Origin of the sequence: Roseovarius sp. 217, assembly GCF_000152845.1 — a bacterium.
Taxonomy (GTDB): Bacteria; Pseudomonadota; Alphaproteobacteria; order Rhodobacterales; family Rhodobacteraceae; genus Roseovarius.
On record NZ_CH902584.1, the window covers coordinates 3,199,249 to 3,218,582 of the forward strand.

21 protein-coding genes are annotated in these 19,334 nt (G+C 64.6%); 8 read left to right on the plus strand and 13 right to left on the minus strand.

What is annotated here, in order from left to right; translation table 11 throughout:
• Positions 1-17: 17 nt before the first annotated feature.
• Entirely contained in the window at positions 18-638 is a 621-nt protein-coding gene (locus tag ROS217_RS15320) for a thiamine phosphate synthase (protein ID WP_009818693.1), read from the minus strand.
• Positions 639-853: 215 nt separating this feature from the next.
• Here ROS217_RS15320 and ROS217_RS15325 point away from each other — a divergent pair, with 215 nt between their 5' ends.
• From ROS217_RS15325 to ROS217_RS15340, 4 genes are read left to right on the plus strand one after another with little or no spacing between them, the layout of a single operon-like run.
• Entirely contained in the window at positions 854-2,251 is a 1,398-nt protein-coding gene (locus ROS217_RS15325) for a YcjX family protein (protein ID WP_009818694.1), read from the plus strand.
• On the plus strand, positions 2,248-2,694 hold the full coding sequence (locus tag ROS217_RS15330) for a GNAT family N-acetyltransferase (protein ID WP_009818695.1): 447 nt from the start codon (positions 2,248-2,250) through the stop codon (positions 2,692-2,694). Before ROS217_RS15325 ends, ROS217_RS15330 begins: the two co-directional genes overlap by 4 nt.
• Positions 2,691-3,692 (plus strand): YcjF family protein, encoded by a 1,002-nt coding sequence (locus ROS217_RS15335; protein ID WP_009818696.1) that lies wholly within the window; start codon positions 2,691-2,693, stop codon positions 3,690-3,692. The genes ROS217_RS15330 and ROS217_RS15335 overlap by 4 nt, the downstream gene beginning before the upstream one ends.
• A gap of 3 nt (positions 3,693-3,695) precedes the next feature.
• Positions 3,696-6,350 (plus strand): DUF2339 domain-containing protein, encoded by a 2,655-nt coding sequence (locus ROS217_RS15340; protein ID WP_009818697.1) that lies wholly within the window; start codon positions 3,696-3,698, stop codon positions 6,348-6,350.
• Here the strand turns inward: ROS217_RS15340 and ROS217_RS15345 are convergent.
• From ROS217_RS15345 to ROS217_RS15380, 8 genes are all read right to left on the minus strand, one after another.
• The gene (locus ROS217_RS15345) at positions 6,347-6,934 is read right to left on the minus strand and encodes a nucleotidyltransferase family protein (protein WP_009818698.1); all 588 of its coding nucleotides are present in this window, start codon (positions 6,932-6,934) and stop codon (positions 6,347-6,349) included. The two genes, ROS217_RS15340 and ROS217_RS15345, sit on opposite strands and share 4 nt — an antisense overlap.
• Positions 6,934-7,740, minus strand: coding sequence for an ABC transporter permease (locus ROS217_RS15350; protein ID WP_009818699.1), 807 nt, complete (start codon positions 7,738-7,740; stop codon positions 6,934-6,936). The genes ROS217_RS15345 and ROS217_RS15350 overlap by 1 nt, the downstream gene beginning before the upstream one ends.
• A complete protein-coding gene (locus ROS217_RS15355) occupies positions 7,737-8,618 on the minus strand; it encodes an ABC transporter permease (RefSeq protein WP_009818700.1) in 882 nt (293 codons plus the stop codon). Before ROS217_RS15355 ends, ROS217_RS15350 begins: the two co-directional genes overlap by 4 nt.
• Positions 8,619-8,701: 83 nt before the next feature.
• The gene (locus tag ROS217_RS15360; protein ID WP_009818701.1) at positions 8,702-9,415 is read right to left on the minus strand and encodes a transporter substrate-binding domain-containing protein; all 714 of its coding nucleotides are present in this window, start codon (positions 9,413-9,415) and stop codon (positions 8,702-8,704) included.
• Between the two features lie 27 nt (positions 9,416-9,442).
• A complete protein-coding gene (locus ROS217_RS15365; protein WP_009818702.1) occupies positions 9,443-10,219 on the minus strand; it encodes an ABC transporter ATP-binding protein in 777 nt (258 codons plus the stop codon).
• Between the two features lie 123 nt (positions 10,220-10,342).
• On the minus strand, positions 10,343-11,098 hold the full coding sequence (locus ROS217_RS15370; RefSeq protein WP_009818703.1) for a phosphate/phosphite/phosphonate ABC transporter substrate-binding protein: 756 nt from the start codon (positions 11,096-11,098) through the stop codon (positions 10,343-10,345).
• Positions 11,095-11,535, minus strand: coding sequence for a TerB family tellurite resistance protein (locus ROS217_RS15375; RefSeq protein ID WP_009818704.1), 441 nt, complete (start codon positions 11,533-11,535; stop codon positions 11,095-11,097). The genes ROS217_RS15370 and ROS217_RS15375 overlap by 4 nt, the downstream gene beginning before the upstream one ends.
• A 65-nt stretch (positions 11,536-11,600) precedes the next feature.
• Entirely contained in the window at positions 11,601-12,038 is a 438-nt protein-coding gene (locus tag ROS217_RS15380) for a TerB family tellurite resistance protein (protein WP_009818705.1), read from the minus strand.
• 144 nt (positions 12,039-12,182) lie between these two features.
• On the opposite strand from ROS217_RS15380, the gene ROS217_RS15385 reads away from it, so the two are divergent.
• Positions 12,183-12,758, plus strand: coding sequence for a hypothetical protein (locus tag ROS217_RS15385; protein ID WP_009818706.1), 576 nt, complete (start codon positions 12,183-12,185; stop codon positions 12,756-12,758).
• Positions 12,759-12,767: 9 nt separating this feature from the next.
• Here the strand turns inward: ROS217_RS15385 and ROS217_RS15390 are convergent, their stop codons facing one another.
• A complete protein-coding gene (locus tag ROS217_RS15390) occupies positions 12,768-14,075 on the minus strand; it encodes an HlyC/CorC family transporter (protein WP_009818707.1) in 1,308 nt (435 codons plus the stop codon).
• Positions 14,076-14,145: 70 nt separating this feature from the next.
• On the opposite strand from ROS217_RS15390, the gene ROS217_RS15395 reads away from it, so the two are divergent.
• On the plus strand, positions 14,146-14,964 hold the full coding sequence (locus ROS217_RS15395; RefSeq protein ID WP_009818708.1) for a metallophosphoesterase family protein: 819 nt from the start codon (positions 14,146-14,148) through the stop codon (positions 14,962-14,964).
• Here ROS217_RS15395 and ROS217_RS15400 read toward each other — a convergent pair.
• Genes ROS217_RS15400 through ROS217_RS24400 form a run of 3 tightly spaced genes read right to left on the minus strand, consistent with a single transcriptional unit; the run spans position 14,901 to position 17,537 of the window.
• On the minus strand, positions 14,901-15,872 hold the full coding sequence (locus ROS217_RS15400) for a site-specific tyrosine recombinase XerD (protein WP_009818709.1): 972 nt from the start codon (positions 15,870-15,872) through the stop codon (positions 14,901-14,903). The two genes, ROS217_RS15395 and ROS217_RS15400, sit on opposite strands and share 64 nt — an antisense overlap.
• A complete protein-coding gene (locus ROS217_RS15405) occupies positions 15,869-17,353 on the minus strand; it encodes a hypothetical protein (RefSeq protein WP_009818710.1) in 1,485 nt (494 codons plus the stop codon). Before ROS217_RS15405 ends, ROS217_RS15400 begins: the two co-directional genes overlap by 4 nt.
• A gap of 34 nt (positions 17,354-17,387) precedes the next feature.
• The gene (locus ROS217_RS24400; RefSeq protein ID WP_009818711.1) at positions 17,388-17,537 is read right to left on the minus strand and encodes a hypothetical protein; all 150 of its coding nucleotides are present in this window, start codon (positions 17,535-17,537) and stop codon (positions 17,388-17,390) included.
• 90 nt (positions 17,538-17,627) lie between these two features.
• Between ROS217_RS24400 and ROS217_RS15410 the strand changes: the two genes are divergently transcribed.
• Both ROS217_RS15410 and aroB read left to right on the plus strand, forming a co-directional pair.
• Positions 17,628-18,209, plus strand: coding sequence for a shikimate kinase (locus ROS217_RS15410; RefSeq protein WP_009818712.1), 582 nt, complete (start codon positions 17,628-17,630; stop codon positions 18,207-18,209).
• The gene (gene aroB, locus ROS217_RS15415; RefSeq protein WP_009818713.1) at positions 18,206-19,324 is read left to right on the plus strand and encodes a 3-dehydroquinate synthase; all 1,119 of its coding nucleotides are present in this window, start codon (positions 18,206-18,208) and stop codon (positions 19,322-19,324) included. The genes ROS217_RS15410 and aroB overlap by 4 nt, the downstream gene beginning before the upstream one ends.
• Positions 19,325-19,334: the final 10 nt, after the last annotated feature.

The following is a 19,334-nucleotide window of genomic DNA, read 5'->3' on the forward strand; positions in this document are numbered from 1 at the left end:
AGCCCGGCCCCGCGACATCAGCCCATCGCGGCGATGAACCGGCCCAAGGCGGCAGCGGCGTCCTCGTCGCGCCAGATCTCGTCACCGAAGGCAAAAAAATCGGTCATCGGAGCGAGTTGGGCGACGAGCGCCTCGTTCAGCGCGCCTTCGGCCACGACGGGCAGTTCGATCACCTTTGACCACCAGTCGAACACGTCGAGATCAACGCAAGCGCCGGTATCCAGAGCGGTCGCGCCGATCGGGCCAAAGCTGATGTAATCCGCGCCCGCCTCGCCTGCGGACATGCCGTCATGACGGGAGGTGCCGCAGAAACTGCCGACGATGGCATCCTCGCCGAGAGCTTTGCGCGCGGCGCGCACAGAGCGGGCCGCGTCGGGCAGGTGGACACCATCGAGCCCGTGCGGTTCGACGAGCATCAGGTGGCTGTCGATCACGAGCGCCACGTCGCGGGCATGCGTCACCTCGCGGCAGGCATCGGCGGCACGCGCGATGCGGTCCTCGTCGCGGGTGGCGAGGCCAAGGCGCACACAGGCGACCGGGTGACTGTCCAGCACGCGGGCCAGCGTATCGGGAAAGACGCTGAGTTCAAAGTCTGGCGGGGTTATGAGGTAGATCTGAGGCTGCTCGGTCTCGGCCATTGGGGCTCTCCTGATGGATTTTTGACCCTATAGCGTGGAAAATCGGCTTTGACCATCGGGGAGGCCGGGGTTCCGGTCAGGGAAAACACCAAAATCCGCGGCGACGTCAGAGGCCTAGGGGGACAGGGTGCGGACAAATGGCCCCTAGCAACCGGGGTGGCGGGTCTCTATCTTGAGGGCAACGGGAAAAGGGGCGGTTCTTGGCGATAGCAGGCATGGCAGAGGGCGTGGTGCGCGGCATTGAGGGCTTGGGCGACCGCGTGAGCCAAACCTTCTTCGAGCCGGTGATCCGGGTCGGGGTGACGGGCCTCGCGCGGGCGGGGAAGACGGTGTTCATCACCTCGCTCATCGCCAATTTGATGGATCGGGGGCGGATGCCCGGCCTCTTGGCGCAGGCGGAGGGGCGGATTCTGGCGGCCTATCTGCAACCCCAGCCCGATGTGACCCTGCCACGATTCGATTATGAGGCGCATCTGGCGGCCTTGACCGGCCCCGAGCCGCATTGGCCCGAGAGCACGCGCACGGTGTCGGAATTGCGCCTGTCGCTCCGCGTGCGGCCTGCCGGGCTCTTGGCGGGCCTGACGGGGCCACGGGTGATCCATCTCGATATCGTGGATTATCCCGGAGAATGGCTGCTGGATCTGGCGCTGTTGGACAAGAGTTATGATCAATGGGCGGCCGACGTTCTGACGCGGATCAGCGCGCGCACCGAGGCGGCGCCCTATCTGGCGCAGGTGGGGCAGGTGGATGCGACTGCGCGGCTGGACGAGCCCGTGGCGCAGGCGCTGGCCGCGGGATTCACGGGCTATTTGCAGGCCGCGCGTGCCGCCGGGTTCTATGATTGCACGCCGGGGCGGTTCATCCTGCCGGGGGATCTGGCGGGATCGCCGGTGGTGACCTTTGCGCCCCTGCCGGAAGGCAAGGCGGGGCGGGGCAGCCTGCGGGCTGAGATGGCGCGGCGCTATGACGCCTACAAGCGCGAGGTGGTCAAACCGTTCTTTCGGGACCATTTCGCCAAGATTGACCGGCAGGTGGTCTTGGTTGACGCGCTGGATGCGATCCACAAGGGGCCGCAGGCGGTCGAGGATATGCGCCGGGCGATGGCGGATATTCTGGGTGCGTTTCGACCGGGCCGCAATGCGTTCCTGACGCAATTGCTGTTGGGGCGGCGGGTCGAGCGTATCCTCTTTGCCGCGACCAAGGCGGATCATCTGCATCATGCGCAGCATGGGCGGCTGACGGGGATCATGGCCGCCCTCTTGCGTGAGGCGCGGGACCGGGCGGAATTCGCCGGGGCCACGACTCAGTCGATGGCGCTGGCCGCTCTGCGCGCCACGGTCGAGGAGCGGGTCAGTCACAACGGCGAGATGCTTGATTGTGTGCGCGGGCGGTTGCTCGAGACAGGCCGACAGGCGGCGTTCTATGCGGGCGATCTGCCGGACGATCCGGGGCAATTGCTGGCCCCGGCGCGGGCCGGGGCGACCGACTGGCTGGGTCAGGATTACCGGGTGATGCGCTTTGCGCCCGCCCCGCTCAACCTGCGCCCCGGCGAGGGGCCGCCGCATATCCGGCTGGACCGCGCCGCGCAATTCCTGATCGGGGACAAGCTATGAGAACGGCGCGGGCCCAAATCTGGCATCTGCCGCGTCTGGCGGTGATCCTCTGGGGGTTCACCCGCGCAACGCCATGGTTGCCGCAGGTGCGCAGCCATTGGGACGACCTGCGCGCGCTGCGGTCGGTGATCCGTTGGGGATGGGTTCGGGTGATCCGCGAGCAGGGCCGTGTCGCGGGTTTTCTAGTCCGTGACGGTGACATTCTGCACGCGCTTTATGTGCATCCGATGCGGCGCGGGCGGGGTCTTGGCCGGACGCTCTTGGCTGAGGCCAAGGCGGAGGCGGGCGTTCTGCGGCTCTGGGTGGTTGAGGCCAATGCGGCGGCGCGGAGCTTTTATGCGCGACAAGGGTTTGTCGAGGCGGCGCGCAGCGCGGGCCTTGGCAATGATGAAGGTCTGCCGGATATCCTGATGGTCTGGCGCGGTGAAGGAGAAGGCGCGTGAGCAGCAACAAGGCCAAGGGGCCGGTTCTGATCGACATGGAACAGCGCGCCGCCGAAGGGCCGGACCGCGCGCCGCCGGTCCCGGATCTGGCCGATGCGCCTGAGGGACGGGCGATGCGCGCGGTGATCGCACGCGGCGCTGCGCGACCCTCTTGGCTGGGGCGGCTCTTTTGGGGGCTGGCGCTTGGGCTGATGGGCGCTGCGGTCTCGGTGGCGGCGTGGGATTTTGCGGTTGGCTTGATCGCACGGGTGCCGGTGCTGGGCTACGGCGTGGCGGCGATGGGCGTGGGCCTCTTGCTGGTGGCGGTGATGATCGGTTTGCGCGAGTTGGCGGGGTTTGCCCGTTTGGGGCGGCTCGATGCCCTGCGCGGACAGGCCGGGGTGGCGCTGGCGGAGGGGGATCTGGAGGCGGCACGGGCGGTTGTGACGCGGTTGCGCGCGCTCTATGCGGTGCGGCCCGAGGCGGCCTGGGGTCTGGAGCGTCTGGCAGAACGGCAGGCGGAGCAGTTTGACGCCGAGGCGTTGCTTGGATTGGCCGAGATCGAGATTCTGGCGCCGCTCGATGCGCTGGCGGTGCGCGAAGTGGAGGGCGCGGCGCGGCAGGTGGCGATGGTCACGGCGCTGGTGCCTCTGGCGCTGGCCGATGTCGTGGGGGCCTTGGTCGCCAATCTGCGAATGATCCGGGCGGTGGCCGAGATTTATGGCGGACGCGCGGGATTTCTGGGCAGTTGGCGGCTGGCGCGGGCGGTAATGGCGCATCTCTTGGCCACGGGGGCTGTGGCGGTGGGCGATGACATGATCAGCAGCGTGGCGGGGGGCAGCGTGCTCTCAAAGGTGTCGCGGCGGTTTGGGGAAGGTGTGGTGAATGGCGCGCTGACGGCGCGGGTGGGTGTGGCCGCGATCGAGGTTTGTCGGCCGTTGCCGTTTCAGCGGGGGCGCAGGCCTTCGGTCACAGGGTTGGTGCGGCGGGCGCTGACCGGTCTCTTCGGGCAGGGGTAATCCATGGACGCGTTGGCGGTTGTCATCGGGCTGGGCGTGCTGGCGCTCTTGCTCATCGGGGTGCCCTATCTCTTGGTGTCGCATGCGCGGCTGAAAGCGCGGGTGGCGCGGCTGGAGGCGGGGTTGGGGAGCGTTGGTGCGCCAGAGATGGCGGCGGAGGCCGTGGTTGCGCCTGTCGTCGCGGAACCGGCGGGCCCCTGGGCGGCAGTGCCTGTGGTTGCGTCTGAGACAGAGACGGCGCCGGAGACCGCGCCGCCGCGCGCCTTTGTGCTGCGGGCGGACCGGCTCGCGGCGCTGATGGCGTGGTTCCGGGCGAATTGGGCCTTGGCGGTGGCGGGCGTGTCGCTGGCCCTGGCAGGCGTCTTCATGGTGCAATACGGCGTCGAGCAAGGGCTGCTCACGCCGTTCTGGCGGGTGATGGGTGCGCTAGCGCTCGGGGCCGCGCTGATTGCGGCGGGTGAGCGGCTGCGGCGGCGCTATGGCGATGAGGCGGCGGGCGCGGTCACCGGCCTGCCTTCGGTTCTGTCGGGGGCGGGGGTGATCGCGCTCTTTGCGGGCGTTCTGGCGGCGCGGGGCCTCTATGATCTGATCGGGCCGGGTGTGGCGCTGGCGGGTTTGGTGGGGGTTGGTGCGGGGGCTGTGGTCCTTGGTTGGTTCCATGGGCCGGTTCTGACCGCGCTCGGCCTGATCGGAGCGGGCGTGGCGCCGTTCATGGTGGGCGGGCAGTCGGACACGCCGGGGGTTTTTTACGGCTATTATGCGGTGCTGGCGGCGGTCGGGCTGGCGGTGGATGCCGCGCGGCGGTGGGCGTGGATTTCGGTGCTGGCCTTGGCGGTCAGCATGGCGGGTGCCACGCTGCTCTATCTCGGAGAGGCGGGCGCGCTCCTCTATCTCGCGTTCTGGGCGGTGCTGGTGGTGTTGACCGTGCTGGTGCCCGAGGCACGGCTGGTGCCGCAGCACAGCGGCAATTCGCTGCTGCGGCGCGTGTTGGCGGGCGGAGACTATCCCGATTTCCCGGTGCGGCTCGTTTGGGGTGTGGTGGGTCTGGCAAGCCTTGCGGCCCTCTGGATGGCACAGGATGCGCGCGAGGCTCGGGTGATCTGGGCTGCGCTGAGCCTGCTTGCGGGTCTTTTGGTGGCGCTGGTCCTTGGCACGCGGCGGGCCGAGGCGCTGGAGGATGTACCGCTGGTCCCGGCCTTGGCCGCGCTGGTGCTGGTGACGCTCGAAGGGTTCGGGCGGGGGCCGGTCTGGTCGGGGTTCATGGCCGGGATCGAGCGGTTGCCCGAGGCGAAGATGCCGCTTGCGGCGAGTGTGCTTTTGGCGGGCGGGGCGGTGGCCTCGGTCCTTTTTGCCCTTCGCGCCCGCTATGCGCCGGGGGCGGTGCCGGTGATCTTGTGGAGCCTTGGCGCGGCGGTGATGGCACCGGGGCTGGCGTTGATCCTTGAGTTGCTCTGGACTCCGGCGGCGGTAATCGGTGCCTATCCTTGGGCCTTGCAGGTGATGGCGCTGGCGGGGCTGATGGTGGGGTTCGCAGTGCGGGCACGCGGGTCGGAGAGGCTGCTTGCGGCGGCGCTGTTCGCGGGGGCAGCGCTGGTGCTGATCACGCTGGCGCTCTTTGTGGTATTGAGCAAGGCGGCGCTGACGCTGGCGCTAGGTGTGATGGTGCTGGCCACGGCGCTGATTGACCGGCGGTTCAATCTGCCGCTCCTCGGGGGGGTCGCGCAGCTGGGTGTTGCGGTGATCGGCTACCGGCTGGTGATTGATCCGGGTCTGACTTGGGCCGTGCGCGAGGCGGGGCTGGGCGATGTTCTGCTGTCGCATCTGGGGCCGCTGGCCCTGCTGGCGGCGGCATGGCGGGTGATGGCGGCGCGGGCCGGGGGGGCGACGCGGGCGGTGATCGAAAGCGCCGTCTGGAGCATCACGGCGATATTCCTCAGCGTTATTATACAGCGGTGGCTGGGCGGACCGGGGGCGATGGGGCATGCCGGGCTGGGCCTGACGGCGGTGGTGTGGCTGGCCTCAGCCATGGTGCAGCTCTGGCGGATGCGCGCCGGTGGGCGTGTTGTGCGCGGCCTGCGGCTGGCCCTTGGCTGTGTCATGGGGGCGGTGGCGCTGATCACGCTGGTGGCGCAGGCGGTGCTGACCAATCCGCTGATCTCGGTGTTCTGGCGCAAGGAGATCGTCAGCGGGCCGTTGATCGTGGATTCGCTGGCTGCCGCCTATTTGCCTGTGGCGCTGGTCTTTGCGCTGGCGGCATGGAAGCTGGATCATCTGCCGCGGTTGCTGCGGCATTGCTTGGTCGTGGCGGGGGCTGGCTATGGGGCGTGGTATCTCGGGCTCGAGATCCGGCGGCTCTGGCAGGGGGATGATCTGAGCGTGCCGGGGGTCAACGATGGCGAGCTCTACAGTTACACGGTCGCGCTCATCTTGGTCTCTGTGCTGCTCTTGGTGCTTGCCTTGGCGCGGCGGTCTGAGACCTTGCGGCGGGTGGCGATGGCGGGGGTCGCGCTGACTGTGGCCAAGGTGTTTCTGGTGGATATGGCGGGGCTGGCGGGGCTGGTGCGGGTGGCGTCGTTCCTTGGGCTCGGCCTGTCGCTGGCGGGGCTGGCGTGGCTCAACCGGCGGATTGCAGACCATATGGGGCGTGACCCGGCCTAGGATTGCGCGGCGCGCCATGCGGCCCAAGCCTCGGGTGTGTCGAGGTCGGTTGTGGCATGCTGACCGGGCAGGGGAACGGGTGTCACGGGATGGGCGCGCAGGAGATCGCGCGCGCCGGTGTCGCCGGTGATGTGGGTTAGCTCTGGTAGCAGGCGGGCGGGCAGGATGACCGGGTGGCCGGGGGTGCCAGTCGTGTCACAGGCGCGCAAGATGTGTTCGAAGTCATTGGCTTGCAGGAGGGTGTTGATGTCCTCTGCGGTCAGGTCCGGCAAGTCGGGGAGGAGGACCATCAGGGCGGCGGCGTGTTGCGCCATTGCCCAAGCCGCGCCGGTGCGCAGCGAGGCGGACAGGCCGGTTGCCGCATCAGGCACAGGCAGGAGGGTGACGTTGAGTCCGTCCAGGGCGGCGCGGCGGGCGGCGGCCTCTAGTGGCAGGGTCACGGCGACGGCGCAGCCGGTGCCAAGGGCGAGTGTCACGCGGTCGCGCAAGAGCGGCTGGCCACGCACCATTTGCAAGAGCTTATCCGCCCCTCGCATCCGCGAGGATGCCCCGGCGGCGGGAATGAGGATCGCCACACCGCCCATCAGCGGATCAGGTTCATCCGCAGGCTGAGCTTGCGGCGGTATTCCTGCGGCAGATGGCGATTGAGGTGGCGGTTGATCAGGCCAAAGACGCTGATGACCAGTAGCGTGAGAAGGATGAAATAGCCCGCGAGAATCGGGTAGGGCACGAAGGGGTTAAAGGTCTTGTCCGCGAAATACTTGGCATAGTAGAGCGCATCGCCGCGCTGTTGCCAGACCGGAAAGCCCGAGAAGAAGACCAGCGTGGTGGCGTGAAACAGAAAGATCGCCTCATTGGTATAGGCGGGCCAGGCGAGCCGCAGCATCGTGGGCCAGATGATCCGGCGAAAGCGGCGCCAGCCGGAGAAGCCGTAAGCATCCGCCGCCTCGACATCGCCCTTGGGAATGGAGCGCAGTGCGCCATAGAAAATCTCGCCGGAATAGGCGGCGGTGTTGAGGAACAGCACGATCAGCGCGCCGAGCCAGGCTGCGGTCAAAATGTCAAAGAAAGGCGAGACCGATTTGAGCGAGAGAAAGAAGAAATAGGCAAAGAAGAACTGGATAAAGAGTGGCGAGCCGCGAAAGACAAAGATGAACCATTCCGAGAGTTTGCGGATCACTCGGTTGCTGGAGCCTTTGCCAAGCGCCACGGCGGTGGCAAGGATGAAACCGCTGACAAGGGCGACAAACCCGAAATAGACGTTCCAGATCAGGCCAGAACCGATCAGGGTGACTTGTTCGCAGAGGGTGAAATTGTCTTGCGGCAAGAGCCGTTCACCAATCCCAATGGCGCGCAGCCCATAGGCCTGAATGGTCTCGAGGCAGCTCATGCCGCTTTCCTTTGCGCTTCGCCGCCGGTGGTGGCCTGACCCCGCGTGAGGCGTTGCATGAGGCGTTCCAGCACCACCTCTGACACGCGCGTGAAGCCGAGGTAGAACACCATCAGCCCCAGAAAATACCACATCCGCCAGTCGCCATGCGGATATTCGGTGAAACGCGGGTTGGCGGTGGCACCGAGTTCGCGCGCCCAATAGACGATATCCTCGACCCCCAGCAGGAAGAGCAGCGGCGTGGCCTTGATCAGCACCATCCAGAGATTGCCAAGGCCGGGCAGGGCGTAGACCCACATCTGCGGCACCATGATCCGCCAGAAGGCCTGCCGGCGCGACATGCCATAGGCTTCGGCGGTTTCCATCTGGGCGCGCGGCACGGCGCGCATGGCCCCGAACAGCACATTGGCGGCAAAGGCCCCGAAAACGATGGCAAAGGTCAGCACGGCGAGCAGAAAGCCGTAGGATTCATGCACCCATTGCGGTGCGGAGCCGAGCGGCAGTTTGGCAGCCTGACAGACGACGAAATCATTGCCCTGACGGATCGGTTGGTCCCAATCGGGGCAAAGAACCTTGTGTCGCGCCCATTCAAAGGCCTGATCGAGCGCGATGACGAAAAAGAGGAAAAACGCGATGTCGGGCACGCCGCGCACGACCGCGATATAGGCCTTGCCGAACCAGCGGACCGGGGCGATATGCGCCCGCGCGGCCATCGCCCCGCCAAAGCCAAAGGCGAGGGCCGCAGGTGCCGTGATCGCCAAGAGCAAGAGCACCGTGCCCACCGCATAGTAGAGTTGCAGGTGTTTGGACGTGGTAATGTAGCAGGTGAGCCACGCAAACCCGTCAAGGCTGGCCGGATCGGAGCAAAAGGCAAACATTCTATCGCGCCTCGTCAGAGGGGGGCGGGGCCGCGTTTGGCCCCGCCGGCCGGTCAACTGTAATTGTCAACCTCAGGTCAGATTTAGAAGGTCAGGCCGATTTCCCATTTCTCGATCAGCGCGTTCAGGCTGCCGTCATCCTTCATCGACTGGATGGCGGCGTCGAGTTTGCCTTTGAGTTCGGCATCGCTCTCACGGACGCCAAGACCGATGCCGCCGCCGATCATCACCATCTCTTCGAGCAGTTCCAGACCTTCGTCCTCTTCTGCGACGGGCAGAAGAAAGGCGCGGTCGGCCAGAACGGCGTCAGCCTCGCCGTTGCGCACGGCGGCGATGGATTCCTCGGGCGTGGCGTATTCGACCAGAGTGGCCCCACTGCTGGCGACATAAGAGGCCTGAATGGTGCCTGACTGGGCTGCGATGACGCCGGATTTCACATCGACATCGGCCGAGGGGGCGAGATAGGCCGAGGGATCGGGCAGGGTGTAGTTCTGGGTGAAGTCGATCACCTGATCGCGCTCGTCGGTGATCGACATGCCCGCGATGATCACGTCATAGTTGCCGGAAACGAGGTTGGGGATGATGCTGTCCCAGTCGTTCGTGACCCATTCGCAGGTCAGTTCGGCGCGTTTGCACAGCTCATCGCCCAATTCGCGCTCAAACCCGTCGACCTCGCCCTTGTCGTTGATGAAGTTATACGGAGGATAGGCGCCCTCGGTGCCGAGACGGACGGTATCGGCCATGGCAAAGCCGGTCGAGAGGGCCAGAGCGGCGGTTGTGAGTAGCAGTTTCTTCATGGTTTTCTCCCTTGGTTGGTTTTCGCCTCAGGCCGGATTGGTCGAGCTGAGGAATTGTTGCAGGCGTTCCGATTTCGGAGCGCCGAAGAGGCTGTCAGGCGGGCCCTGTTCTTCGATCAGGCCTTGGTGCAGGAACACGACATGATCGCTGACATCGGCGGCCATGCGCATGTCATGGGTGACGATCATCATGGTGCGGCCCTCGTTGGCCAGATCCTTGATGACGCGGATCACCTCTTGTTCCAGTTCGGGGTCGAGCGCCGAGGTGGGTTCGTCGAAGAGAAGCGCCTCGGGCTCCATGCAGAGGGCGCGGGCGATGGCGGCGCGCTGTTGCTGGCCGCCGGACAATTGCGCCGGGTAAACATCGCATTTGTCGCCGATGCCCACCTTGTCAAGATACTTGCGCGCCGCGCCTTCGGCTTCGTGCCGATCTCGACCCAAGACAGTGACGGGCGCCTCCATCACGTTTTGCAGGATCGTGAGATGCGCCCAGAGATTGAATTGCTGAAACACCATGCTGAGGTTGGTGCGGATGCGCAGCACCTGTTTGGGATCAGCGGGATGGCGGGCCAATCCCGTCCCCTTCCAGTGCACCGGCTCACCCTTAAAGAGGATGTCGCCCTGTTGGCTATCCTCGAGCAGGTTGGCGCAGCGCAGGATGGTGGATTTGCCGGACCCGGACGAGCCGATGAGCGAGACCACATCGCCGCGACGGGCCGCAATATCGACCCCCTTGATGACCTCAAGCGCGCCATAAGCCTTGTGCAGGTTGCGGATCTCGATAACCGGGGGCGTGTCGGACAAAGGGGTGCTTCCGTTTCGGTGGTTTTTGACGCTTCCGTGACAATAGGGCCGAAAAAATGGGCTGATGCAACTTGCAAAACGGGCGATTAGGGGACGGTTTGTGCGATTTGACGTACCGTCAGCTCAATTCGGAGGCTGTGGCGCAGGTGGTGACGCGGGATTGGGCAAGGCAAGATAGTCCTCAGCCGGGATATGGGTCACGCCTGTTAAGCCAAGGGTTGTGCGCAAGGAGGCAGGGAGCGCATTGATTGCATCCCTCAAAGCCGCGTGCAGCTGTTCGGCATCGCGCCCGAGTGCGGTGATATAGGGCAAGGCCGGTGTCGGATCTGTCCGGCCCAACACGCGCAGGTGTTTGGGGAACGGGTCATAGGCCTGCATTAATTGCCAACTGAGCGCGTCGAGCGCGGCGATGTCGGCGCGCTCTTCGGCCACGGCCATGGCCGAGGCGCGGTGCGCGCCGGTGTGGACGGGATTGCCAAAGGCAAATCCGCGCGCAGCGGCCCAGTTTTGCGGCGCGGCCCAGCCGGATTGCGAGAGCGCGTCGTTATAGGCGAGGCGCGCGGTGGCAAAATCCTCCGGACGCTCGCGCGGGTCATCGGCACGAACGACAAAGACGCTGTAGTAAAGCCCCGGCGGACAGTCGGGCAGGTCGAGCACGGGGCTGCCCACCAACGTCACGCGGCCATGCAGCCGTGCGCGGTAAGGATAGCCGCAGGTTTGCGAGAGGAGCAGATCAGGGCTGAGCCAGTGATCCCAAAACTCGCCGTCGCGCGTGAGGGTGTCCGGTCCCTCGCCCAAAACCGCATGTATGCCCTGCCAGAGCGCATCATTGGCTGCCGCCGTCTCGGGGCGGTCATACATCGGCAGGCTGACGATCATGATTGCCCCATGACGCGGTGACGGGCGCGGGCGCTTTCCTGATCCGTGATGCCCAAGAGGCTGGCGACCAGCCGCAAGAGCGCGTCCTCATCCGCCTCGCGCTGCCCATCGGCCAAGGCCACCTGCCAGAGCGCCTCGATCACGCCCATGCGGTCCTCATGTGGCACCGCATCCTTGATCGCGCGGGTAAAGCGGACCGTATCGGGGGCCTCGCTCTCGAGCGTTTCGGCCTCTTGGCGCAGCGCCTCGGCCTGAGGCTGCGGCAGGCCATAGCGGGCAGAGATGATGCGCGTGATGCGGATGATCTCGGAGGCGGAATAGTCTCCATCGGTGCGTGCGACACGCACAAGGAGGGCACAGAGCGCCAGACGGGCATCGCCGCCGGTCATCGGCTCGGGGGCTGGTTGAGTCAGCCGCTTCAGGAAATCTGCAAACATGGCACAGGTATAGGGGGCGACGTGGCGCAGGCCAATGGGGAATTCGTAGGGAAATCCGCGTGACGTTACTGGGATTCGGCCAAGGAACGGGCGGCGTCGCTGTCGGCATGGCTGAGACCCATCGTCTCGCGGGCGGCGTCGATCACCTGCAATTCCTCGGGCTGGCTCGCGCCGTCGGAAAGGACCACCTCCCATAATGCCTCGAGCGCGCTCAGGCGAGCCTCGAGGCTGACGGTCTCGCGGATGATATGGCCAAAGCGGTCGGTTTCGGGGGCGGCCCGTTCCAGCCGTTCCGAGAGCGCGCGCATCTTGGCCGCCTCGACCGGGCCAAGCCCGTAAATGCGCGCCAGGAGGCGGTCGATTCGCTTGATCTCTGCCAGCTCGTAATGGTGATCGGATTTCGCTACCCGAACCATAAGGGCGCCCAGTGCAAGTTTCTCGTCCGGCTCTGGCAGGGGGGCCGGTTTCGTGGCGGAAAAGGCATGCAGAATGCGGGTCAACATGGGTCTGAATCTATCCGCTAAACTGGCCCATCCCAAGTGGAATTTAGCGGCTGCCCAAATGGTGTCACAGTTGTTCCGCAGAAAGCGCACTTTCTGAACTCACAAGGGTGTGATCTGCCTTATCCTTAGTTTACGGAGCCTCCCATGCCGCAGCCCGGTCCGTTTGATTGGTCCGTAAGCACAGCCGCAGACCAGATCGCGCATCTGCGGTCCCTGTCCGGCGAGGCCTTTCGTGAGGCGCTCTGTGCCTATGACTGGTGCTTGCTGCCGGAGCCGGTGCTGGGGTGGGCCATGGCGCAACGCGAGATTGACCTTTGCAGCGCTTTGGCGGTGTTCTTCAACGGCGAACCGGCGCGGTTCAACTATATGCCCAAGAGCCATGTTCCGGGTGATCTGCGCGGTGTGGCACGGGTGCTGGACAATATCTGTTTGCGGATCAACAGCGGCTTTTACCTTGTCTATCCGGGGCAGTCCCCGCGCTGTCAGGCCAAGCTGTCGACATGGTTGACCTATCAGCAGGCGGATCGCAGCGAGGGGCGGCGGGGGCGCTGGATGCTGGACGAGCGTATCCTTGCGCCGATGTTGCAGAATGACCTGCGGCTGCCGCCTGACCTTGCCCCCGTCAAGGCCGCGCGCCCTAGTCTCTGGCGTGATCTGCTGAGCCCGATCATCGGATTGGGCGTGGACCGCGATATTCTGAAATACAAAGAGCCGCGCTAGAGCCGACGATCAGAGCTTGCGCACCTTGAGTTTGGTGATGCGGTTGTCCTTGCGCGCGACGACCTGAAACCGGAAGCCGTGAAAGATGAAGACCTGATCCACCTTGGGGATCATCTGGGCCTCGTGGATCACGAGACCGGCAACGGTATTCGCGGCCTCGTCGGGCAGGGTCCAGTCCGTGGCGCGGTTCAGGTCGCGGATGGTCATGGCCCCATCCACGAGGAACTGATTGTCCTCGGTCTTGCGAATCGCATGCTCGGCGTCGGGGTCGAATTCATCGGTGATCTCGCCGACGATCTCCTCGAGGATATCCTCGAGCGTGATCAACCCTTGAAGCGTGCCATATTCATCGACCACCATGGCGAAATGGCTGCGCATGCGCAGGAATTGCCGCATCTGATCGTCGAGCGTGGTGGTTTCCGGCACGAAATACGGCTTGCGCGCGATGCTGCAGACATCGAAATCCTTAAGGGCTGCGGCCCCCAGTTCCGATGCGGTGATCAGTTTGTGAATGGCGCGCAAGAGGTCCTTGGCATGGACCACGCCGATGATGTTGTCGGGGTCGTCGCGGTAGAGCGGCAGGCGGGTGTGATTGCTCTCAAGACATTGGTTGAGGATCGCATCCGGTTCCGACTCGGCGTTGATCATTTCGATCCGTGAGCGATGAAGCATGATTTCCTCGACCGCGCGTTCCCCCAGATCAAGCGCGCCAAGGATGCGGTCACGATCCTCTTTCTCGACCACGCCTTCGGACTGACCCAGATAGAGCGCGCCCGCGATTTCCTCGCGCACCGCGAGGATATGGCTGTCAGGGTCGGTCTGCACGCCAAAGAGCGCCAGAATACGGCGCACGAACCAGCGCACGGCGGTCACGATGGGCGAAAAGATCTTGATCACCCACACAATGAGGGGGGCGGTGCGGGCGGCGGCGGCCTCGGCATTGGTGATGGCGTAGGTCTTGGGCAGAACCTCGGCAAAAACCAGCACCAGAAGCGTCATCACGAGCGTGGCAAGGGCAACACCGCTCTCGCCGAAGAGGCGGGTAAAGAGCGCGGTGGCCAGCGAGGCGGCGAGGATGTTCACCATATTGTTGCCAAGCAGCACCGAGCCGATCAGCCGCTCGTTATCCTCGGTGATGCGAAGCGCGGTTTCAGCCCCGCGCGAGCCCTTTTCGGCCTGCGCGCGCAGCTTGCCGCGCGAGGCGGCGGTGAGCGCGGTTTCGCTTCCCGAAAAGAAGGCGGACATGACCAGAAGCGCAACGATCGCGCCGGTGGTGATCCAGAATGTCAGGTCGGTTGCGCTTGGCGCGGCTTCCATCTTTGTGCGGTCCCTCGTAGTTTACAGGGTTATGAGGCGTCCGCCTCGTGCATTCAAGGGAGCATTGGCGATGCGGATCGCGGAATTGGGAGAGATGATCGGTCCCGTCCTGATTTTTGGCGGGCCCTATTCCAATTTGCAGGCGATGCAAGCGATTCTGGCACAGGCCGGGGGCCTTGGCATCCCACCCGAGCGGATGATCTGCACCGGGGACGTCGTGGCCTATTGTGCGCAGCCGGTTGAGACCGTGGGGATGATCCGTGCGGCGGGCTGTGCCGTGCTCGCGGGCAATTGCGAGCGCCAGTTGGCGGAGAATGCGATGGATTGCGGCTGTGGATTCGAGGCGGGCACACAGTGTGATCTCTTGTCGGCGGGATGGTATCGCCATGCGGATCGGTCTGTCGGGGCCGAGCCACGGGGGTGGATGGCGGGTTTGCCGGATCTCATCCTCTTCACCCATGAAGGTCGACGGGTGGCGGTGATTCACGGCGGATTGTCGGAGGTGAGCCGCTTTATATGGCCCGTGTCGGATGAGGCGGTATTTCAAGAGGAAATCGCAGCTATTCAAGAGGTTGCAGGCCATATTGATATGGTTCTGGCGGGGCACTCGGGTCTGATGTTCCAACGTGCGATCGGGGCGGTGACCTGGGTCAATGCCGGGGCCATCGGCATGCCGCCGCATGATGGCCGGGTCGAGACCGGATTTGCCGTTCTGGAGGCGGATGGCGTGGTGTTTCACCGGCTGGCCTATGACCATAGCGCGGCCCATGCGGCGATGCAGGCGGCGGGGCTGGTGCAGGGCTATGATCGCGCGCTCGTGAGCGGCTATTGGCCGTCGGAGGATGTGTTGCCGCCGGTTTTGCGCCGGGCGGCCTGTGCCAGCGGATGATGTTCCTGCACCAGCGCCTGCAAGCGCGCCTCGAGCACATGCGTGTAAATCTCGGTTGTGGCGATATCGGCATGGCCCAAGAGGGTCTGAATGACTCGCAGATCCGCGCCATTGGCCAGAAGATGCGTCGCGAACGCGTGGCGCAGGGTATGGGGTGTGACCTTCTCCGGATCAACATGAGCTTTGACCGCGAATTCTTTGATAAGATTGTAAAACCGATGACGCGTGAGATATCCCGCCGTCCCGCCTGAAGCAAAGAGAAAGGGCGAGGGTGCCAGCCCTTTGCTGCGGCGCGCGGTTTCTTCGGCGTCGCGCAGCGCCAGCCAGTCAACCAGCGCCGTGCGGGCGGGTGGCGAGAGGGGCACCATGCGTTCCTTGCCGCCTTTGCCGCGCACCAAGAGCATCTGCGGGTCGCCCCGCGCGGCGGCAAGGGGCAGCGAGACCAGCTCGCTCACGCGCATGCCGGTGGCATAGAGCAGCGCCATGAGGCAGGCGTTACGGCAGCGTTCCGTGGCGGTGCGGCCATGCTGGGGGGCCACCTCAAGCAGACGGCCGACCTCATCCTCGGTCAGCGTCTTGGGCAGGCGCTGCGCCTTGCCCGGTCCCTTGATGCGGATGGCGGGGTTGTCGGCGCGCAGCCGTTCCTCAAAGGCGAACCGGTAGAGTTGCCGGATGGCCGAGAGCCTGCGCGCCCGCGTGGCCGGTGCCAAGCCCTGAGCGTCACACTGCACCAGATAGGATTCGATGTCGGGTTGCATGAGGTTATCTAGGCTAAGATTTTGATATTTAACCCAATCCGTAAAATCGCGCAGATCGCGCGCATAGGCCATCAGGGTGTTTTTCGCAGCTCCAAGCTCCGCCGCCTGGGCCTCGAGAAAGAGATCGACCCAAGCGGTGTCGCGGGTCACCCGCGCCGCTCCAACAGCAGAAGTTGCAGGGCGGCACGGCGGGCGGTGTCCTCGAGCCCAACCGCGCGCAGGGTGGCGAGGGCGCCGGTCAACGCGTCGCGGGCGGCGTCGCCGTGACTGATTTGCCGCGCTGCGGCCAGGATCGCTTCGCCCAAGCGGCCCGCGTCGATCAGCGCCTGATGGTCCGGCGCAGGCGCTTCGCTGGCAAATCCGGCGGCGATGGCGCCTTGGAGAGCGCTGAGCGCGGTGTCTGCCGGGGGGCTACCACGGGCGGTTTCGATCAGGAACGTCTGGTCCGGTGTGGGTGTTGCAAGCAACGCCGCCGCCTGTTCATACTGGGAGGAAAGAAGCATTATTTCAAAGACTTGGGAGCGAATGCTCACGGGGATATCGAGCGCGGCGAGGCGCTCTGCAAATAGCTCGGCAAAGACCACTTCGAGATGCTCTTCGCGGGCCGCACGCCAGGCGGTTGGCAGGGCCTCGGTCAGGGCTTCGGTCGCACCCTCGCTCAACGTCCGATCAAGCGCCTGCACGGCGGCGACCCGGTCCCAGACACCGCCAGAGGCCGCCGGGCGGCGTTCGGTATAGAGGCCAAGCAGGCGCGCGGCGGGCACGGCACCGGTGCGGGCAAGGCGCTCTGCGGCCTCGATCTCGGCCTTCCATCCCGACGTGCCGCGCAGATCTGCCATGGCAAAGGCGCGGGGCAGGTTGTGGGTGGGCAGGGCCGTACCGATGGCCTCGAAGAGACGGAATTGCAGCGCCGTGAGGTCGGGTGGCGGCTCGGGTGCGTCTGTCTCGTCGATCAGTGCGGGATCGAGATAGAGCGCGAGGAGGGTCGCGTCCGTCTCTGAGAGAGCGTTAATTGCGGTGGCGCTGTGATAGGTAAGCGCGGCCGTATTCCAGTCACCGCCACGCGCCGCACAGAAAATCCGTGCGCTCAGATCCGAGGACAGGTGAGGTTTGCGTGTCAGCGCGGTGCAGGCGGCGTCCTCTTGCCCCAGCAAGAGTGACAGGGCAAACCATTGATCAAAAAGAACTTCTGTCATTGGCCCGGCGCGCTCTGACAGGGCTTGCGCGGGCTCGATTGCGCCAAACTCTGTCAGGGCGTCGAGGCGGGCACGCAAAAACTTTGCGTCTGAGCCGGCATCCAGCGGTGCATTCGCCTCTGCCAGAAGGAGCGTGTAATAGAGCGCCTGAATGGCGGGAATGGGCTCTGCCTCGAGGTGGGCAAAGGCGCGGGTGAGGTCATTGGCGGCGCTCTTGTCCCAGAGTGTCGCAGGCAGGCCGGTGGTCGTGCTGGGCAAGAGGCCAACCGCATCGGCGCGCGGCGCGTCGAGGGCTGTCACGGTCACGGGCGGCACATCCACGCCGTCGCTGGCGGGTGGTTCACCCAGAGGCGTGCGGGGAATGGTGGTCACGGCGGCGGTGCTGGCCTGATCCAACCAGTCAATCGCCGACAGCGGTTGCTGCGCTGCGGCCATGCTTGCCGCGCAACATCCGAGCAAAAATAACGCACTAATCGGTCTCAAGTATGATGTCCTGACGAATCTCGGTTTGTGGTGGTGAGAAATCCGCGCCAAAAAACGGGCCAAGATACGCATAGGCCATGAGGGCGATAAACCCTAGAATGGCCAAATAAAACAGCCATTTGATCAATCGCAGCATGTCATCCCCTGCCTGTTTTGCCCGTTCTTTTTCCCAAGTTATAACTGGCCTTTTGTGCAAGATCACGTCATTGAGTGAAAAACTTTGTGAATGGGCAAGGGAGCGCCGATCGTGTCGGCCAAGGGGCATTGGAAACTGGGCAAAACCGTTGTGTTGGTGGGCATGATGGGGGCAGGCAAGACAGCCGTGGGCAAGGCGCTGGCGGCGAAGATCGGCGTGCCGTTCCTCGACTCGGATACCGAGATCGAGAAAGCCGCGAATATGACGATTGCCGAGATATTTCAAAGGGATGGCGAGGCTTTCTTTCGGGCGCGGGAGACTGAGGTGATTGACCGTCTGCTGGATGGTCAACGATCCATATTGTCGACTGGCGGCGGGGCGTTTCTGGCCGAGCGCAATCGCGCTCTGGTCGCGCGCAAGGGGGTTTCGGTCTGGCTCGACGCCGATTTGCCGCTCTTGTGGTCGCGGGTAAAGGGCAAGAATACCAGACCCTTACTGCGCACAGCTCAACCACTTGAGACGCTGACAGAAATCTATAACGCGCGGGTGCCGATCTATGCGCTTGCGGAAATCCGGGTCCGTGCGCGCACCGAATATAGTGTCGAGGCGATGGCAGAGCAGGTGTTCAAGGCGTTGAGCGAACGCAAGGACGTATTGGAGTTGGTGGAATGACCGAGATCGTGCATGTGGGTCTGCCGGGGCGGGAGTATGACATTCATATCGGGCCGGGCCTGTTGGGGCAGGCCGGGGCGCTGATTGCACCGCTATTGCGGCGTCCACGCGTGGCGATTGTGACGGACGCCACGGTGGGGCCTCTGCATTTAGGGTCGCTCTGCAAGGGATTGGAAACGCATGGAATTTCGGCTGTGTACATGACGCTACCCGCCGGTGAGGCAACCAAATCCTGGCCGCATTTTGAGCGGGTGGTGGAATGGTTGCTGGAGCAGAAAGTCGAGCGCAATGACGTGGTGGTCGCCTTTGGCGGTGGCGTGATCGGCGATCTGGTGGGGTTTGCGGCGGCGGTGTTGCGGCGGGGCGTGCGGTTTGTTCAGGTTCCGACGAGTTTGCTGGCGCAGGTGGACAGTTCGGTGGGCGGCAAGACAGGGATTAATGCGCCGCAGGGCAAGAACCTGATCGGCGCGTTTCATCAACCGAGCCTTGTTCTGGCCGATACAGAGGTGCTGGGCACGCTGACAGACCGCGACTATCTGGCCGGATATGGCGAAGTTGCCAAATACGGGCTTCTCGGAGATAGTGAATTCTTTCAATGGCTTGAAAGAAATGCCTCACGCGCCGCAGCGGGGGATATAGCGGCGCGTATCCATCTGGTCAAACGCTCGGTCGAGATGAAGGCCGAGATTGTGACGCGCGATGAAACCGAACAGGGCGACCGGGCGTTGCTCAATCTGGGGCATACATTTTGTCATGCGCTGGAGTCGGCCACACAGTATGATGGCGCACGGCTCTTGCATGGCGAAGGGGTCGCCATTGGCTGTGCGCTCGCATTTGAGCTGTCGGCGCGGTTGGGGCTGTGTTCCCAAGAAGACCCGAGCCGGGTTCGCGCGCATCTGCGGGACATGAAGATGAAGGTGGATCTTGCGGATATTGCAGGAGATTTGCCGGATGCCGACGGGCTGATCGCGCTCATGGGTCAGGACAAGAAGGTGGTCGATGGCAAGCTGCGCTTTATTCTGGCGCGCGGCATCGGCGAGGCGTTCATCACCTCTGACGTGCCGCCGGAGGTGGTGCGTGACGTGCTGACCGATGCCCTCAGGGGGCGGGGATAACCGTACGGTT

What these genes read in the sequence shown, in the direction of transcription:
- ROS217_RS15320 (WP_009818693.1), bottom strand. Translation starts at nt 638, where the DNA reads ATGGCCGAGACCGAGCAGCCTCAGATCTACCTCATAACCCCGCCAGAC.
- ROS217_RS15325 (WP_009818694.1), top strand. Translation starts at nt 854, where the DNA reads ATGGCAGAGGGCGTGGTGCGCGGCATTGAGGGCTTGGGCGACCGCGTG.
- ROS217_RS15330 (WP_009818695.1), top strand. Translation starts at nt 2,248, where the DNA reads ATGAGAACGGCGCGGGCCCAAATCTGGCATCTGCCGCGTCTGGCGGTG.
- ROS217_RS15340 (WP_009818697.1), top strand. Translation starts at nt 3,696, where the DNA reads ATGGACGCGTTGGCGGTTGTCATCGGGCTGGGCGTGCTGGCGCTCTTG.
- ROS217_RS15345 (WP_009818698.1), bottom strand. Translation starts at nt 6,934, where the DNA reads ATGGGCGGTGTGGCGATCCTCATTCCCGCCGCCGGGGCATCCTCGCGG.
- ROS217_RS15350 (WP_009818699.1), bottom strand. Translation starts at nt 7,740, where the DNA reads ATGAGCTGCCTCGAGACCATTCAGGCCTATGGGCTGCGCGCCATTGGG.
- ROS217_RS15355 (WP_009818700.1), bottom strand. Translation starts at nt 8,618, where the DNA reads ATGTTTGCCTTTTGCTCCGATCCGGCCAGCCTTGACGGGTTTGCGTGG.
- ROS217_RS15360 (WP_009818701.1), bottom strand. Translation starts at nt 9,415, where the DNA reads ATGAAGAAACTGCTACTCACAACCGCCGCTCTGGCCCTCTCGACCGGC.
- ROS217_RS15370 (WP_009818703.1), bottom strand. Translation starts at nt 11,098, where the DNA reads ATGATCGTCAGCCTGCCGATGTATGACCGCCCCGAGACGGCGGCAGCC.
- ROS217_RS15375 (WP_009818704.1), bottom strand. Translation starts at nt 11,535, where the DNA reads ATGTTTGCAGATTTCCTGAAGCGGCTGACTCAACCAGCCCCCGAGCCG.
- ROS217_RS15380 (WP_009818705.1), bottom strand. Translation starts at nt 12,038, where the DNA reads ATGTTGACCCGCATTCTGCATGCCTTTTCCGCCACGAAACCGGCCCCC.
- ROS217_RS15385 (WP_009818706.1), top strand. Translation starts at nt 12,183, where the DNA reads ATGCCGCAGCCCGGTCCGTTTGATTGGTCCGTAAGCACAGCCGCAGAC.
- ROS217_RS15390 (WP_009818707.1), bottom strand. Translation starts at nt 14,075, where the DNA reads ATGGAAGCCGCGCCAAGCGCAACCGACCTGACATTCTGGATCACCACC.
- ROS217_RS15395 (WP_009818708.1), top strand. Translation starts at nt 14,146, where the DNA reads ATGCGGATCGCGGAATTGGGAGAGATGATCGGTCCCGTCCTGATTTTT.
- ROS217_RS15405 (WP_009818710.1), bottom strand. Translation starts at nt 17,353, where the DNA reads ATGGCCGCAGCGCAGCAACCGCTGTCGGCGATTGACTGGTTGGATCAG.
- ROS217_RS24400 (WP_009818711.1), bottom strand. Translation starts at nt 17,537, where the DNA reads ATGCTGCGATTGATCAAATGGCTGTTTTATTTGGCCATTCTAGGGTTT.
- ROS217_RS15410 (WP_009818712.1), top strand. Translation starts at nt 17,628, where the DNA reads ATGGGCAAGGGAGCGCCGATCGTGTCGGCCAAGGGGCATTGGAAACTG.
- aroB (WP_009818713.1), top strand. Translation starts at nt 18,206, where the DNA reads ATGACCGAGATCGTGCATGTGGGTCTGCCGGGGCGGGAGTATGACATT.